Source organism: Streptomyces sp. NPDC050145 (assembly GCF_044460245.1).
Lineage (GTDB): Bacteria > Actinomycetota > Actinomycetes > Streptomycetales > Streptomycetaceae > Streptomyces.
Genome location: NZ_JBITJS010000002.1, coordinates 667,894 through 682,528, shown reverse-complemented (window position 1 = coordinate 682,528; position 14,635 = coordinate 667,894). Strand labels below are relative to the sequence as shown.

The following is a 14,635-nucleotide window of genomic DNA, read 5'->3' as shown; positions in this document are numbered from 1 at the left end:
ACCCTCTCGGGCTTTCCTCCGGGCGCTTCCCTTCGGTCTTGCGTTTCCGACTCTATCAGACCGTTTCACCGGCCGATTTCCTCGGGGTCTTGCTGGTCTTGCCTTTTCGCTTTCCGGCCTTTCGGCCTTCCGGCGGTGTTGACTCTATCAGATCCTTTCGGGCCTGATTCCCAGTCAACCGGGTTTGTCTTCCTGGCCCGTTGGGCCGTTCCGACTGGTGAGACTTTAGCGGATTCCTGGCCCCCGACCTAATCGGGGTCCCGCTCTTTCGAACGTGGATTCCTCATTTCGCAAAAGCACGCGCAAACAGCACGACGAAGCTCGTCGAGCGTTTGAAGAGTTCTTGCGGAATGGCTGTCCGGGGACCGACCGGGGTCGGTGCTCACGTCGGACAACTCGGAGAACACTACGGATCGGCCCGGGGCGTGTCAACTTCACGCCCCGGGCCGTCGTGCGGTCAAACAGCGTTGCCGTCAGCTGTTGCCGGAGGCCAGCTCGCGGCTGCGGTCGCGGGCCGCTTCCAGGGCCGCGATGAGCGCCGCCCGGACGCCGTGGTTCTCCAGCTCGCGGATGGCGTTGATGGTCGTACCCGCCGGGGAGGTCACGTTCTCGCGGAGCTTGACCGGGTGCTCGCCGCTGTCGCGGAGCATCGTGGCCGCGCCGATGGCGGACTGGACGATGAGGTCGTGGGCCTTGTCGCGCGGGAGGCCTAGCAGGATGCCGGCGTCGGTCATGGCCTCGACCAGGTAGAAGAAGTACGCGGGGCCCGAGCCGGACAGGGCCGTGCAGGCGTCCTGCTGGGACTCGGGGACGCGCAGGGTCTTGCCGACCGCGCCGAAGATCTCCTCGGCGTGGGTCAGGTGCGCGGCCGTCGCGTGGGTGCCGGCGGAGATGACGGACATGGCCTCGTCGACGAGCGCGGGGGTGTTCGTCATGACGCGGACCACCGGGATGCCTTCGGGGAGGCGCTCCTCGAAGAAGGTGGTCGGGATGCCGGCGGCGCCGCTGATGATCAGGCGGTCGGCCGGGACGTGCGGGGCCAGCTCCGCGAGGAGGGTGCCCATGTCCTGCGGCTTCACCGTGAGGATCAGCGTGTCGGCCTGCTTGGCGGCCTCCTGGTTGGTGACCGGGGTGACCCCGTACCGCTCGCGGAGTTCCGCGGCGCGCTCGGGGCGGCGGGCGGTGACCATGAGGTCGGCCGGGGCCCAGCCGCCGCGGATCATTCCGCTGAGCAGGGCTTCACCGATCTTGCCCGTACCGAGGACGGCGACCTTGTGGCGGGGGTGCTGGCTCGTCTCACTCATGGGGGCATCCTCGCACCGGGCGCGGCCGGGGCCCGAGCGCTGTCCGGCAGTCGGACGCGGTCAGGCGGTGCGGCGGCGCAGGGTGGCGGCGCCGAGGCCCAGGACGAGGAGCGCGCAGCCGGCGACGATCAGGGCGTCCCGTACGTAGGTGGTGGTGAGGTCGGTGTGGTGGAGGACCTCGTTCATGCCGTCGACGGCGTACGACATCGGCAGGACGTTCGAGATGCCTTCGAGGACGGGCTGCATCTGGTCGCGTGGGGTGAACAGGCCGCAGAGCAGGAGCTGGGGGAAGATCACGGCCGGCATGAACTGGACGGCCTGGAACTCGGAGGCGGCGAAGGCCGAGACGAACAGGCCAAGAGCGGTGCCGAGCAGGGCGTCGAAGAGGGCCACCAGGAGGAGGAGCCAGGCGGAGCCGGTGACGTTCAGGTCGAGGCCCCACAGGGCGAGGGCCGTGGCGAGGATCGACTGGAGGATTGCGAGGGCGCCGAAGGCGAGGGCGTATCCGGCGATGAGGTCGCCCTTGCCGAGGGGCATGGCGAGCAGGCGTTCGAGGGTGCCGGTGGTGCGTTCGCGCAGGGTGGCGATCGAGGTCACCAGGAACATCGTGATGAGCGGGAAGATGCCGAGCAGTGAGGCGCCGATGGAGTTGAAGACGGCGGGGCTCGCGTCGAAGACGTAGCGCAGGAGCACGAGCATCACGCACGGGACGAGCAGCATCAGGGCGATGGTGCGCGGGTCGTGGCTGAGCTGGCGCAGGACGCGGCGGGCGGTGGCGAGGGTGCGGTACGGGTTCATGGCTGCGTCCCGGGGGCGGGGGCGGCGTTCGCCGCGTCGACGAGCTGGAGGAAGGCGGCCTCGACGGTGTCGGTGGCGGTGCGGGTGCGCAGGGCGTCGGGGCTGTCTCCCCCAGCCTCCGGCCGGGAGGTGCCCCCAGCGAGGAGGGTGCCTTCGCGCATGAGGAGGAGGCGGTGGCAGCGCTCGGCCTCGTCCATGACGTGCGAGGAGACGAGGAGGGTGGTGCCGCGGTCGGCGAGGCGGTGGAAGAGGTTCCACAGGTCGCGGCGGAGGACGGGGTCGAGGCCGACGGTCGGTTCGTCGAGGACGAGGAGTTCGGGGGTGCCGAGGAGGGCGACGGCGAGGGAGACGCGGCTGAGCTGGCCGCCGGAGAGCTTGCCGCTCAGGGAGTCGGCGCGGTCGGTCAGGTCGACGTCGGCGAGGACGCGCTCGACCTCGGTCCGGCGTTCCTCGGCGTGGGCGCGGCCGGGCAGGAGCACGGCGGCGAAGTAGTCGAGGTTCTGCCGGACGGTGAGGTCGAGGTAGACGGACGGGGCCTGGGTGACGTAGCCGACGCGGGAGCGCAGGTCGGGGTGGCCGGCGGGGTGGCCGAGGACGGTCAGGGTGCCGGTGACCTTGGCCTGGGTGCCGACGAGGGCGCGCATCAGGGTGGACTTGCCGCAGCCGGAGGGGCCGAGGAGGCCGGTGACCTGACCGCGGTGGACGGTGAAGTCGAGGTGGCGCAGGACGGTGTGGGGGCCGCGGACGACGGTGAGGCCGGTGGCCTGGACGGCGGGTGTGACGGGGTCCGGGGGGCCGCCCGGGGTTTTATTCATCACGCGATGAATAGTCCTCCGGGGCACACCTGTCGTCAAGGACCTTCGGGGTCCGAGGCATGGGGGAACCAGAGAGCGAACAAAGGAGGGCCGTGACGAAAGGGAGAGGGTCAGCCCTTGCGGCCCTGGCCCTTCTTCTTGGCCGGGTTGCGGGTGCGGCGGCCGGCTCGGCGCTCGTACTGCTCGACGGCGGTCTCGTACTCCTGTCGGCGCAGCTTCTCGCCGGGGGCCTCCGTGAGGCAGCGCAGGGCGTAGGCGAGGAGGACTCCGACGAAGCCGATGGTCAGGAATCCGCGCAGCGAGGCCTGCTTCTCGGGATCCGGCCGCTCGGAGAAGGAGCTCCAGGTCCGGGTGAAGGCGAAGGCGGAGCACACGGCGAACATGACGATCACGAGGCCCTCGACGAACGCGCCGACATCGGCCAGCGCCAGCCCCTCGTACGCGAAGCGCAGAACGAAGCAGCCCGCGACGGCCAGCACGAGGGCGCCGAGAGCGGCCCCGACACGGGTCAGCAGATAAGAGCCGCTGTGATCGACCCAGGACGTGCCGAAGAAACGGATCGCCTCAGGGCGGGGGCCGGGGGTCGTGGGTGCGTCGCTCACGGGTCCGATTATCCCCGGACCGGCCCGCGCGAGGCGCAGGCCGGTCGGGACACGGCGGTCAGCCCAGCTTGGAGACGTCGCGGACGGCGCCCTTGTCGGCGCTGGTGGCCATGGCGGCGTAGGCGCGCAGGGCGGCGGAGACCTTGCGCTCGCGGGACTTGGGGGCGTAGACGCCGCCCAGAGCCTCGCGGCGCGCGGTCAGCTCGTCCTCGCCGACCAGCAGCTCGATCGACCGGTTCGGGATGTCGATGCGGATCCGGTCGCCGTCCTGGACGAGCGCGATGGTGCCGCCGGCCGCGGCCTCGGGCGAGGCGTGACCGATCGACAGACCCGAGGTACCGCCGGAGAACCGCCCGTCGGTGACGAGCGCGCAGGCCTTGCCGAGCCCGCGCCCCTTCAGGTACGAGGTCGGGTAGAGCATCTCCTGCATGCCCGGCCCGCCCTTGGGACCCTCGTAGCGGATGACGACGACGTCGCCCTCCTTGACCTCCTTCATGAGGATCTTCTGGACGGCCTCGTCCTGCGACTCGCAGACGACGGCGGGGCCCTCGAAGGTCCAGATGGACTCGTCGACACCGGCGGTCTTCACGACGCACCCGTCCACCGCGAGATTGCCCTTCAGCACGGCGAGGCCGCCGTCCTGCGAGAAGGCGTGCGCGACGTCTCGGATGCAGCCCGCGGCCGCGTCCGTGTCGAGCGAGTCCCAGCGCTTGGACTGCGAGAAGGCGGTGGCGGAGCGCTCGCAGCCCGGGGCCGCGTACCAGAGGTCGGTGGCTTCCTCGCTGGCGCTGCCGCTGCGCACGTCCCAGGTGTCGAGCCACTCCTTGATCGACGGGGAGTGGACGGTGTGCACGTCCTCGTTGAGCATTCCACCGCGGTAGAGCTCGCCGAGGATCGCCGGGATGCCACCGGCGCGGTGCACGTCCTCCATGTAGTACGTCTTCGAGCCGGCGACGTTGGGCGCGACCTTGGCCAGGCAGGGCACGCGGCGCGAGACGGCGTTGATGTGGTCGAGGTTGTAGTCGACCTCGGCCTCCTGGGCGGCGGCCAGCAGGTGCAGGATCGTGTTCGTGGAGCCGCCCATGGCGATGTCGAGCGCCATCGCGTTCTCGAACGCGGCGTGGGTGGCGATGTTGCGCGGCAGAACGCTCGCGTCGTCCTCGCCGTAGTAGCGCCGGGTCAGCTCGACGATCGTCGAACCAGCGCGCTCGTACAGGGCCTTGCGGCCGGTGTGGGTGGCGAGCAGCGAGCCGTTGCCCGGCAGGCTCAGGCCGATGGCCTCGGTCAGGCAGTTCATCGAGTTGGCGGTGAACATGCCGGAACAGGAGCCGCACGTCGGACAGGCGTTCTCCTCGATACGGAGGATGTCCTCGTCGGAGATCTTCTCGTTGACGGCCTCCGACATGGCGTCGACCAGGTCGAGGGTCCGCACCGTGCCGTCGACCAGCGTGGCGCGGCCGGACTCCATCGGGCCGCCCGAGACGAAGATCGTCGGGATGTTGAGCCGCAGGGCGGCCATCAGCATGCCGGGCGTGATCTTGTCGCAGTTCGAGATGCAGATCAGGGCGTCCGCGCAGTGCGCCTCGACCATGTACTCGACGGAGTCGGCGATGAGATCCCGCGACGGCAGGCTGTAGAGCATGCCGCCGTGGCCCATCGCGATGCCGTCGTCGACGGCGATGGTGTTGAACTCACGGGGGATGCCGCCGGCCTCGACGATGGCCTCGCTCACGATGCGGCCGACCGGCGCCAGGTGCGTGTGCCCGGGCACGAACTCGGTGAACGAGTTGGCGACGGCGATGATCGGCTTCCGGCCGATGTCTGCACCGGGTACACCGGAGGCCCGCATAAGGGCGCGTGCGCCCGCCATGTTGCGACCGTGGGTGACTGTGCGGGACCTCAGCTCGGGCATCGTCGCTCGCTCCTTAAGGCGGAAAAGACTGTTTACGAGCCTACGCCGCCGCTCCACACCCTGGACACGCTGTCCGCATATCGATACGCCCGTCTCACTGGACCCCGCGCCGAGCTTCTACCGGACCCCGCCCAGATGCCCCTGCACCACAGGGGCGATCCGCGCGACCACGTCCTCCAGGTCGGCGGAGGCGAGCGGCTCCACCTTGATCACGTACCGCAGCATGGCGGTCCCCACCAACTGGGCGGCGGCGAGCGAGACACGGAGCTCGGCCTCCCCCTCCGCCACGTCCAGCCGCCCGGCGATCCGCCCCAGCAGCTGCTCCACGATCAGCCGCCGGAAGACACCGGCGGCGGTCTCGTTGTTGACGGCGGACCGCACGATGGCCAGCAGGGGCGCCCGCGTCACCGGGTTCTCCCACACCCCGAAGACGAACCGGGTGAGCCGCTCCCCGACCCCGTCGAGCGGCCCCTCCTCCACCACGCCGGGAACGCCCAGCGCCGGCGCGAAGGCCACCTCCACGGCAGCCGCGAACACCGCCTCTTTGGTCCCGAAGTAGTGATGGACCAAGGCGGCGTCGACACCGGCCACCTTCGCGATCCCGCGAACCGAGGCCTTCTCGTACCCGCGCTCGGCGAACTCCTCACGGGCGGCGTCGAGAATCCGCTCCCGCGCCCCGCCGCCCTCGCTCCTCGCGGGCCGCCCCCGGCGCCGTACGGTCATGAGCCCGGAACCCGCACCGCGGAAGCGAGGTGCAGCCGCGTGAAGGCGAGCGCCTCGGCCAGATCGGCTTCGCGCTCGGCGCTGGACATGGCCCGCCGGGTGTTGACCTCGATCACCACGTGCCCGTCGAAACCACTCACGGCCAGCCGCTCCAGCAATTCCGCGCAGGGCTGCCCGCCCCGCCCGGGAACGAGGTGCTCGTCCTTCCCGGACCCGTTCCCGTCCGCCAGGTGCACATGCCCCAGCCGGTCCCCCATCCGCCCGACCATGTCCAGGGCGTCGGTCCGGGCGGTGGCGGTGTGGCTCAGATCGATCGTGAAGTGCCGGTAGTCGTCCTTCGTGACATCCCAGTCCGGCGCGTAGGCCAGCATTTCCCGGTCGCGATAGCGCCACGGATACATGTTCTCGACGGCGAACCGCACATCCGTTTCATCAGCCATCCGCCACACACCGCGCACGAAGTCCCGCGCGTAACCCCGCTGCCACCGGAACGGCGGATGCACGACCACGGTCGACGCCCCCAGCCGCTCGGCGGCGGCCTTGGCCCGCTGGAGCTTCACCCAGGGATCGGTCGACCAGACCCGCTGCGTGATCAGAAGACAAGGAGCGTGAACAGCCAAAATAGGCACCCGGTGATAATCCGAGAGCCGCCGCAGCGCATCGATGTCCTGGCTCACGGGGTCGGTCCACACCATGACCTCGACGCCGTCGTACCCCAGGCGCGCCGCGATCTCGAAGGCCGTAGCCGTCGACTCCGGATACACGGAAGCCGTGGACAGCGCGACCTTCGCATCCGGGATGCGCACCACTGGTTCTGCCACGGGGACAGACTACGATCCCGATTCCTCCGGAGGGGCCGCACGCCGGAACGTGCGGCAAAGCTCACGACGCCCCACGACCGAACAGTCCCCCCACGGTCGGTCAGGTACGAGACGGCAGGGACCGCACGGGAAAGCCGCCAAGAGAGCCCAGGCGGCCACCCACCCTTCAAGCGCGATCACGCCCCGGGCAGATGATCGAGCTGCCGCAGGATGACGCCCTCGCGCAGCGCCCACGGGCAGATCTCCAGCGTCTCCACCCCGAAGAGATCCATGGCGCCCTCGGCGACCAGCGCCCCGGCCAGCAACTGCCCGGACCGCCCCTCGGACACCCCGGGCAGCTCGCCGCGCTCCGCGGTGGTCATCGCGGCGAGCCGCGGCACCCAGTCCTCCAGGGCGCTCCGCTTCAACTCCCGCTGCACATACAGACCGTCGGCGGACCGGGCCGCCCCGGCCAGCCGGGCGAGCTGCTTGAACGTCTTGCTCGTGGCCACCACATGATCGGGCGCCCCGAACCGGCTGAACTCCCCGACCGTCCGAGCGATCTGCGCCCGCACATGCCGCCGCAGCGCCTTCACATCGGCCGGATCGGCCGGATCCCCGGGCAGCCAGGCGGAGGTCAGCCGCCCCGCGCCGAGCGGCAGCGACACAGCGGCATCGGGCTCCTCGTCGATCCCGAAGGCGATCTCCAGCGAGCCGCCACCGATGTCGAGAACGAGCAGCTTCCCGGCGGACCACCCGAACCACCGCCGTACCGCGAGAAACGTCAGCCGGGCCTCCTCGGCGCCGCTGAGCACCCGCAGCTCGACCCCGGTCTCGTCCTTGACCCGGGCCAGCACCTCGTCGGCGTTACTGGCCTCCCGCACGGCGGAGGTGGCGAAGGGCAGCATCTCCTCGACGCCCTTGTCCTCGGCGGCCTCCAGCGCCCCCCGCACCACACCGATCAGCTGCTCGACCCCGTCGGCCCCGATGGCTCCGCGGTCGTCGAGGAGTTGAGCGAGCCGCAGATCGGCCTTGTGCGAGTGCGCGGGCAGCGGGCGCGCGCCCGGGTGGGCGTCCACCACGAGCAGATGCACCGTATTCGAACCCACGTCGAGGACACCGAGTCTCATGTACGGCACGCTACTGCGCCCGCGCGCCGCCCGGTCCCCCGAGGCGGGTGCCGGGGTCCTCGCAGGGGTCACCGCACGCTTACTCTGGACCTGTGCCCAAGACGAAAAAGGCCAAGGCCGACAAGGCCGACAAAAAGAAGTCGGCACCGCAGAAGCAGGACGCGACTCGACAGCAGCAGCCGGACGAGAAGCCCATCGACTTCCCGAGGGCATGGGTCGAGTTCCCGGACCCGGCGGACGACGAGCAGGTCTTCCGCTGTGATCTGACATGGCTGACCTCTCGGTGGTCGTGCATCTTCGGCAGTGGCTGCCAGGGCATCCAGGCCGGCCGCGCCGACGACGGCTGCTGCACCCTGGGCGCGCACTTCTCGGACGAGGACGACGAGAAGCGCGTGGCGGAGCACGTGGCACGGCTCACCCCGGACATCTGGCAGCACCACGACATCGGCGTGGAGACGGGCTGGGTGTCGAAGGACGAGGACGGGGAGCGCCAGACGCGCCCGTACAACGGCTCGTGCATCTTCCAGAACCGGCCGGGGTTCAAGGGCGGCGCGGGCTGCTCGCTGCACATCCTGGCGATCAAGGAGGGCAGGGAGCCGCTGGAGACGAAGCCGGACGTGTGCTGGCAGCTGCCGATCCGCCGTACCTACGAGTGGATCGACCGCCCGGACGACACGCGGGTGCTCCAGGTCTCGATCGGCGAGTACGACCGCAGGGGCTGGGGCCCGGGCGGCCACGACCTGCACTGGTGGTGCACGTCGGCGACGTCGGCGCACGGAGCGGGCGACCCGGTGTACGTGTCGTACCGCCCGGAGCTGACGGAGCTGATGGGCGAGGCCGGCTACGCGAAGCTGGTGGAGCTGTGCGAGGAGCGCCTGGCGGGCGCCCGCAAGAAGCTGCCGCTGCTGGCCCCGCACCCGGCGGACCCGGTGTGACCTCGCGCTGACGCTCAGGACGTCGAGGGCGCCGGGTCACTGGGCGTCGGATCACTCGGCGACGGGTCGCTCGGCGTCGGACCGGGATCGCTGGGGGTCGGATCGGGGTCGCTCGGCGACGGATCGCTGGGCGTGGGATCAGGGTCGCTCGGCGACGGATCGCTCGGCGTCGGATCGGGATCGCTCGGCCCGGGCCCCGGATCGGAGGTCCCGGGACCCGGCCCGGGCGCTCCGGTCGGTCCGGGCCCCGTGGGCGCGGAACTCCCGTACCCCTCGATGGAGATGACCGTTCCGGAGGGGCCGACGCCGACGCGGGCGCTCCAGTGCCCGGCCGGTTCCGTCCGGTGATCCACGTAGACCCGGATGGTGACGGATTCGCCGGGCCGGAGCGTGCCGGAGGAGCGGCTCAGGTAGAGCCAGGAGGCGCTGGTGGACGCGGACCAGGCGACGGGCGAACTGCCGGACGCGGTCAGGGTGATGAGGGTGACGTCACCGCTGGGCTGGGCCTCGACCGTGAGCCGCCCCGGCCCGTGGGCGCCGCGGGAGGGCGGCGTGATGACTTCCACGGACACGTCGGAGGGACGCCCGGCGCCGTCGGTGAAATGCGGGTCGGGGGTGGTGCGGGCATTGCCCGCGTTCTCGTACGCGCCGCCCGCGCGGTCCCCGTCGAGCTCGCCGACGCCCGCTTCGTTCGCACTGACGGAACGGCCGTCGGTGCCCTCACCGGTCTGCGGGCCTCGGTAGGCGGCCCAGAGGGCGAGCACCGGGGCGGCGACGACGGTGGCGACGACGGTGGTGGTGACCGCGCGGGAGCGCAGCCGGTCACGCCGGGCGGCATGGTCCTTGGGGTCCATGGGGAAGCCGCGCCGGTCGAAGCGCGGGGCGCCCGGGTGCGGGGCGTGCATCGCCTGGTGCAGCGCGGCGCGCGGGGCCTCGACGAGGGGCAGCGCGGCGGGGGTCACGGAGGTGCCGGGCCAGGCACCGGGGGCGGCGCGCTCGGCGGTGCGCCGGCAGCGCGGGCAGTCGTCGACGTGCCGCACGAGCTCGCGGCGCAGGGCGGCGGAGAGCAGCAGCTGGTGGTCTCCGGTGAGGCGGGCGACGCTGGGGCAGGTGCCGGTCTCGACGACGGCCAGGGCGGCGCGGGTCCGCTCGACCTCGCAGGCGGCGGAGGAGAGCAGCTCGCGGGTGACGGCGGGGTCGGTGCCGAGGGCGGCGGCGACTTCGCGGGGCGAGAGCTGGTGCCGGACGGCGAGCTCGAGGGCTTCGCGCTGCTCGGGCGTGGTCCCGGCGGCTTCGGGCCAGGCGAGCTGGGCGAGCTGCCGGCGGCGCTCTTCGGCGGCCGGAGCCGCAGGGGAGGCAGCCGAAGGCGCGGCGCCAGAACTGGAGGACGGAGCCGAAGGCGAGGCAGAACCCGACCGAGACCCCGAACCCGCACCGGAGGCGGAGCCGGCCGCGTGGGCCCCCTGCCGCTGCCGCCTCCGCTTGGCCTCGGCCATCCGCCGCAGACACGACCACCGGGCCAGCGCGTACAGCCAGGCCCGCCGGTCCGCGGCGGCGTCCGGCGCCCGGCTCCCCCGCCGCTCGGCGAGCGCGAGCGCGTCACCGAGCGCGGCGATCGCCTCGTCGTGATCGCAGAGGACGGAGAGACAGTATGTGAAGAGGCCGTCGAGACACGGCTCGTAGCGCGCGGGCGGGCGCTGCGGAACAGCGCGGGGCGCCGGCCGCCTCGCCCCGGCGCGATGCGCCCGGTGTGCGCCGGTGGTGTGTGTGGAGGGTTCCGGCCTGCTGCTCATCACCTGTGCGACCGTAGGGGCCGGTGCAGGCCCTCTCCGGCGCCTTGAGCACATTTAATCCTTACGGGTGAAACGATCCCTCAAAAGGGGACAGGAAGCCCATATTCCGTGGCCAGCGCGGCTACACGGGGCGACGAAAGCGCTCGCCGCCGGGCCCGCACCGGGGGCGCTGTCAGTGCCGCCCGCTACGGTTCGTGGCATGGCTGCCCGTACCAAAACCGCCAAGGACCGACCGTCGTACCGCTGCACGGAGTGCGGCTGGCAGACGGCGAAGTGGCTCGGCCGCTGCGCCGAGTGCCAGGCGTGGGGCACGGTCGAGGAGTACGGCGCGCCCGCGGTCCGCACGACGGCCCCGGGCCGCGTCACGACGTCCGCGCTGCCCATCGGCCAGGTCGACGGCAAGCAGGCCACGGCCCGCCCCACGGGCGTGCCCGAGCTGGACCGGGTGCTCGGCGGCGGCCTCGTACCGGGCGCGGTGGTGCTGCTCGCGGGCGAGCCCGGCGTGGGCAAGTCGACGCTTCTCCTGGACGTGGCGGCGAAGTCGGCGAGCGAGCAGCACAAGACGCTCTACGTGACGGGCGAGGAGTCGGCGTCACAGGTGCGGCTGCGCGCGGACCGCATCAAGGCGATCGACGACCACCTGTATCTGGCGGCGGAGACGGACCTCGCCGCGGTCCTGGGCCACTTGGACGCGGTGAAGCCGTCGCTCCTGATCCTGGACTCGGTGCAGACGGTGGCCTCGCCGGAGATCGACGGGGCTCCGGGCGGCATGGCGCAGGTCCGCGAGGTGGCGGGCGCGCTGATCCGCGCGTCCAAGGATCGCGGCATGTCCACACTCCTCGTGGGCCACGTGACGAAGGACGGCGCGATCGCGGGCCCGCGTCTCCTGGAGCACCTGGTGGACGTGGTGCTGCACTTCGAGGGCGACCGCCATGCGCGCCTGCGTCTGGTCCGCGGCGTGAAGAACAGGTACGGGACGACGGACGAGGTCGGCTGCTTCGAGCTGCACGACGAGGGGATCACGGGCCTGGCCGACCCCAGCGGCCTGTTCCTGACGCGGCGCGCGGAGCCGGTGCCGGGCACCTGTCTGACCGTCACCCTGGAGGGCCGCCGCCCGCTGGTGGCGGAGGTTCAGGCGCTGACGGTGGACTCGCAGATCCCTTCCCCCCGCCGTACGACCTCCGGTCTGGAGACCTCCCGTGTCTCGATGATGCTGGCCGTGCTGGAGCAGCGCGGCCGGATCAGCGCGCTCGGCAAGCGGGACATCTACTCGGCGACGGTGGGCGGCGTGAAGCTGTCGGAGCCTGCCGCGGACCTCGCGATCGCGCTCGCGCTGGCGTCAGCGGCGAGCGACACCCCGCTGCCGAAGAACCTGGTGGCGATCGGTGAAGTGGGCCTCGCGGGCGAGGTCAGACGGGTCACGGGGGTGCAGCGCCGGCTGGCCGAGGCGCACCGCCTGGGCTTCACGCACGCCCTGGTCCCGGCCGACCCGGGCAAGATCCCCGCGGGCATGAAGGTGCTGGAAGTGGCGGACATGGGAGAGGCGCTGCGGGTGCTCCCGAAGGGCCGTCGGCGAGAGGCCCCACGGGAGGCGGAGGAGCGCCGGTAGACTTTGCCCTGGTCTCGCCCGTGCGTGCGAACGCGAAGGAACCCCAGGGCATCCCAGAGTCTGCGATCCGGAGGAGTTCAGTGGCAGCCAACGACCGGGCGGCAGCTCCCGGCAAGTCCGGCGGGAGTTCCGGTGTGGACGGCCTCATGCGCGCGTCGCTGAGCGCCGTGGCACCCGGCACCGGCCTGCGTGACGGCCTGGAGCGCATCCTCCGTGGCAACACCGGCGGTCTCATCGTCCTCGGTTCGGACAAGACGGTCGAATCGATGTGTACGGGTGGATTCGTCCTCGATGTCGAGTTCTCGGCGACGCGACTGCGCGAGCTGTGCAAGCTCGACGGCGGCATCGTGCTCTCCTCGAACCTGGACAAGATCCTGCGGGCCGGTGTGCAGCTGGTCCCGGATCCGACGATCCCGACGGAGGAGACCGGCACCCGGCACCGCACGGCGGACCGGGTCAGCAAGCAGGTCGGCTTCCCGGTCGTCTCGGTCTCCCAGTCGATGCGCCTGATCGCGCTCTACGTGGACGGTCAGCGCCGGGTCCTGGAGGACTCGGCGGCGATCCTGTCCCGCGCCAACCAGGCCCTCGCGACGCTGGAGCGCTACAAGCTCCGCCTCGACGAGGTCGCCGGCACGCTCTCCGCGCTGGAGATCGAGGACCTGGTGACGGTCCGGGACGTGACGGCGGTCGCCCAGCGCCTGGAGATGGTGCGCCGGATCGCGACCGAGATCGCCGAGTACGTCGTGGAGTTGGGCACGGACGGCCGCCTGCTCGCACTGCAGCTCGACGAGCTGATCGCGGGTGTCGAGCCCGAGCGCGAGCTCGTCGTACGGGACTACGTGCCGGCCCCGACGGCCAAGCGGTCCCGCACGGTCGAGGAGGCGCTGGCCGAGCTGGACTCCCTGCACCACGGCGAGCTGCTCGAACTGCCCATCGTGGCCCGCGCCCTGGGGTACACGGGCTCGCCGGAGGCGCTGGACTCGGCGGTGTCGCCGCGCGGCTTCCGGCTCCTGGCGAAGGTGCCGCGCCTGCCCGGCGCGATCATCGACCGGCTCGTGGAGCACTTCGGCGGGCTGCAGAAGCTGCTCGCGGCGAGCGTGGACGACCTCCAGACGGTCGACGGTGTCGGCGAGGCCCGGGCGCGCAGCGTGCGCGAGGGGCTCTCCCGGCTGGCGGAGTCCTCGATCCTGGAGCGGTACGTGTAGCTCCGCGGAGTGACGTGAGAGAGGGGCGGGGCCGAGTCGGCCCCGCCCCTCTCTGCTCTCTGCGTCCTGCCGGTCAGTCGGCCTTGAGGACGAAGGACGTCTGATCGCCCGACAGTTGCGCACCCTTGACCTCGACGAGGTAGGTGCCGGGCGTCGCGGAACCGGCCGAGGGCGTCGCGCACTGCGGGGCGCTGGGCCGCTTGTCCCAGTTCACGGTGTGGCTGACCTTGCCGCCCGCCGGGACGCGGAGCAGCAGCGTGCCCGCACCGGCCGGGCAGTCCTCGGAGGACCAGAAGGTCTTCTTGTCGTCGTCCGCCTTCGTGATCGTCAGGACCGCCGTGCGCGGGCCGAGATCGACCTTGCAGGCCTTGTCGGCGGTGCTCTTGACGGTGACGACCAGCTCGGGCTTGTCGTCGGGGCCGTAGGAGTTGCGGACGCTGCGCACGGAGAGCGTCACACTGCCCGCGGTGCAGTCCGGCAGGCTGGACCCGGCCGGCACCCGGTCGCCCGAGGTCGCCCCGCCGCCGCCGGACCCGGAGCCCGCGCCGTCGGAACTCCCGCCCGAGCCACCGGAGTCGGACCCGTCGCCCGAACCGCCGTCACTCGAACCACCGTCGCCCGCGCCGCCGTCCCCCGCGCCGCCGGAGCCGGAGCCCGACTCGTCGCGGCCGCCGGGGTGTTGGCTGATCGCGGGGCCCGTGCCGGAGGGGCCGGGCGTGATCGACTCGGTCGGGTGCTTGCCGTCGGTGCCGCCGGCGCCCTTGTTCCCCGTACCCCCGCCGAAGTTGACGACCCATACGCCCAGCAGCGCGAGGAGTGCCACGAGGGACACCAGAACGACCCTCCGGCGCCAGTAGATGGAGGAGGGAAGCGGCCCGATCGGATTGCGCAGAGATCCCACGGCTCAAACCTTACGAGAGATCGGGCCGTTGTCCGGCGCCCACCCGCCGCCCAGGCCCCCAAGTTTTCAGGATCATCATCATGCCCCCTGTCTTCCGGCAGGGGTCCC

The 14,635-nt window shown here is 71.6% G+C and carries 13 protein-coding genes; 3 read left to right on the top strand and 10 right to left on the bottom strand.

Annotated elements, in window-relative coordinates:
- Positions 1-473: 473 nt before the first annotated feature.
- The 8 genes from proC to ACIBTU_RS06630 form a co-directional block, all read right to left on the bottom strand.
- Positions 474-1,304 (bottom strand): pyrroline-5-carboxylate reductase, encoded by an 831-nt coding sequence (gene proC, locus ACIBTU_RS06665; RefSeq protein ID WP_399124805.1) that lies wholly within the window; start codon positions 1,302-1,304, stop codon positions 474-476.
- Between the two features lie 60 nt (positions 1,305-1,364).
- Complete coding sequence (locus ACIBTU_RS06660) at positions 1,365-2,102, bottom strand: ABC transporter permease (protein ID WP_399124804.1); 738 nt, start codon at positions 2,100-2,102, stop codon at positions 1,365-1,367.
- Positions 2,099-2,920, bottom strand: coding sequence for an ABC transporter ATP-binding protein (locus tag ACIBTU_RS06655; protein WP_399124803.1), 822 nt, complete (start codon positions 2,918-2,920; stop codon positions 2,099-2,101). The genes ACIBTU_RS06660 and ACIBTU_RS06655 overlap by 4 nt, the downstream gene beginning before the upstream one ends.
- A gap of 107 nt (positions 2,921-3,027) precedes the next feature.
- Positions 3,028-3,519 carry an EamA/RhaT family transporter gene (locus ACIBTU_RS06650; RefSeq protein WP_399124802.1) on the bottom strand — a complete coding sequence of 164 codons (492 nt, stop codon included), beginning with the start codon at positions 3,517-3,519 and terminating at the stop codon, positions 3,028-3,030.
- Between the two features lie 58 nt (positions 3,520-3,577).
- On the bottom strand, positions 3,578-5,431 hold the full coding sequence (ilvD, locus tag ACIBTU_RS06645; RefSeq protein ID WP_399124801.1) for a dihydroxy-acid dehydratase: 1,854 nt from the start codon (positions 5,429-5,431) through the stop codon (positions 3,578-3,580).
- 117 nt (positions 5,432-5,548) lie between these two features.
- Positions 5,549-6,154, bottom strand: coding sequence for a TetR family transcriptional regulator (locus ACIBTU_RS06640; RefSeq protein ID WP_399124800.1), 606 nt, complete (start codon positions 6,152-6,154; stop codon positions 5,549-5,551).
- Positions 6,151-6,975 (bottom strand): sugar phosphate isomerase/epimerase family protein, encoded by an 825-nt coding sequence (locus ACIBTU_RS06635; RefSeq protein ID WP_399124799.1) that lies wholly within the window; start codon positions 6,973-6,975, stop codon positions 6,151-6,153. Before ACIBTU_RS06635 ends, ACIBTU_RS06640 begins: the two co-directional genes overlap by 4 nt.
- A gap of 176 nt (positions 6,976-7,151) precedes the next feature.
- Positions 7,152-8,084, bottom strand: coding sequence for a Ppx/GppA family phosphatase (locus ACIBTU_RS06630; protein WP_399124798.1), 933 nt, complete (start codon positions 8,082-8,084; stop codon positions 7,152-7,154).
- 92 nt (positions 8,085-8,176) lie between these two features.
- On the opposite strand from ACIBTU_RS06630, the gene ACIBTU_RS06625 reads away from it, so the two are divergent.
- Positions 8,177-9,019 (top strand): hypothetical protein, encoded by an 843-nt coding sequence (locus tag ACIBTU_RS06625; RefSeq protein WP_399124797.1) that lies wholly within the window; start codon positions 8,177-8,179, stop codon positions 9,017-9,019.
- Positions 9,020-9,033: 14 nt separating this feature from the next.
- Here ACIBTU_RS06625 and ACIBTU_RS06620 read toward each other — a convergent pair whose 3' ends face one another.
- Positions 9,034-10,812, bottom strand: coding sequence for a hypothetical protein (locus ACIBTU_RS06620; protein WP_399124795.1), 1,779 nt, complete (start codon positions 10,810-10,812; stop codon positions 9,034-9,036).
- Positions 10,813-11,011: 199 nt separating this feature from the next.
- On the opposite strand from ACIBTU_RS06620, the gene radA reads away from it, so the two are divergent.
- Complete coding sequence (gene radA, locus ACIBTU_RS06615; protein WP_399124794.1) at positions 11,012-12,421, top strand: DNA repair protein RadA; 1,410 nt, start codon at positions 11,012-11,014, stop codon at positions 12,419-12,421.
- 80 nt (positions 12,422-12,501) lie between these two features.
- Positions 12,502-13,626 (top strand): DNA integrity scanning diadenylate cyclase DisA, encoded by a 1,125-nt coding sequence (gene disA, locus ACIBTU_RS06610; protein ID WP_399124793.1) that lies wholly within the window; start codon positions 12,502-12,504, stop codon positions 13,624-13,626.
- 73 nt (positions 13,627-13,699) lie between these two features.
- On the opposite strand, the gene ACIBTU_RS06605 is transcribed toward disA, so the two are convergent.
- Positions 13,700-14,527, bottom strand: a complete 828-nt coding sequence (locus tag ACIBTU_RS06605) for a hypothetical protein (protein WP_399124792.1) — start codon at positions 14,525-14,527, stop codon at positions 13,700-13,702.
- Positions 14,528-14,635 lie beyond the last annotated feature (108 nt).

Excerpts from the sequence above, each read along its gene's own strand:
- proC (WP_399124805.1), bottom strand. The coding sequence starts at position 1,304 with ATGAGTGAGACGAGCCAGCACCCCCGCCACAAGGTCGCCGTCCTCGGT.
- ACIBTU_RS06660 (WP_399124804.1), bottom strand. The coding sequence starts at position 2,102 with ATGAACCCGTACCGCACCCTCGCCACCGCCCGCCGCGTCCTGCGCCAG.
- ilvD (WP_399124801.1), bottom strand. The coding sequence starts at position 5,431 with ATGCCCGAGCTGAGGTCCCGCACAGTCACCCACGGTCGCAACATGGCG.
- ACIBTU_RS06640 (WP_399124800.1), bottom strand. The coding sequence starts at position 6,154 with ATGACCGTACGGCGCCGGGGGCGGCCCGCGAGGAGCGAGGGCGGCGGG.
- ACIBTU_RS06630 (WP_399124798.1), bottom strand. The coding sequence starts at position 8,084 with ATGAGACTCGGTGTCCTCGACGTGGGTTCGAATACGGTGCATCTGCTC.
- ACIBTU_RS06620 (WP_399124795.1), bottom strand. The coding sequence starts at position 10,812 with ATGAGCAGCAGGCCGGAACCCTCCACACACACCACCGGCGCACACCGG.
- radA (WP_399124794.1), top strand. The coding sequence starts at position 11,012 with ATGGCTGCCCGTACCAAAACCGCCAAGGACCGACCGTCGTACCGCTGC.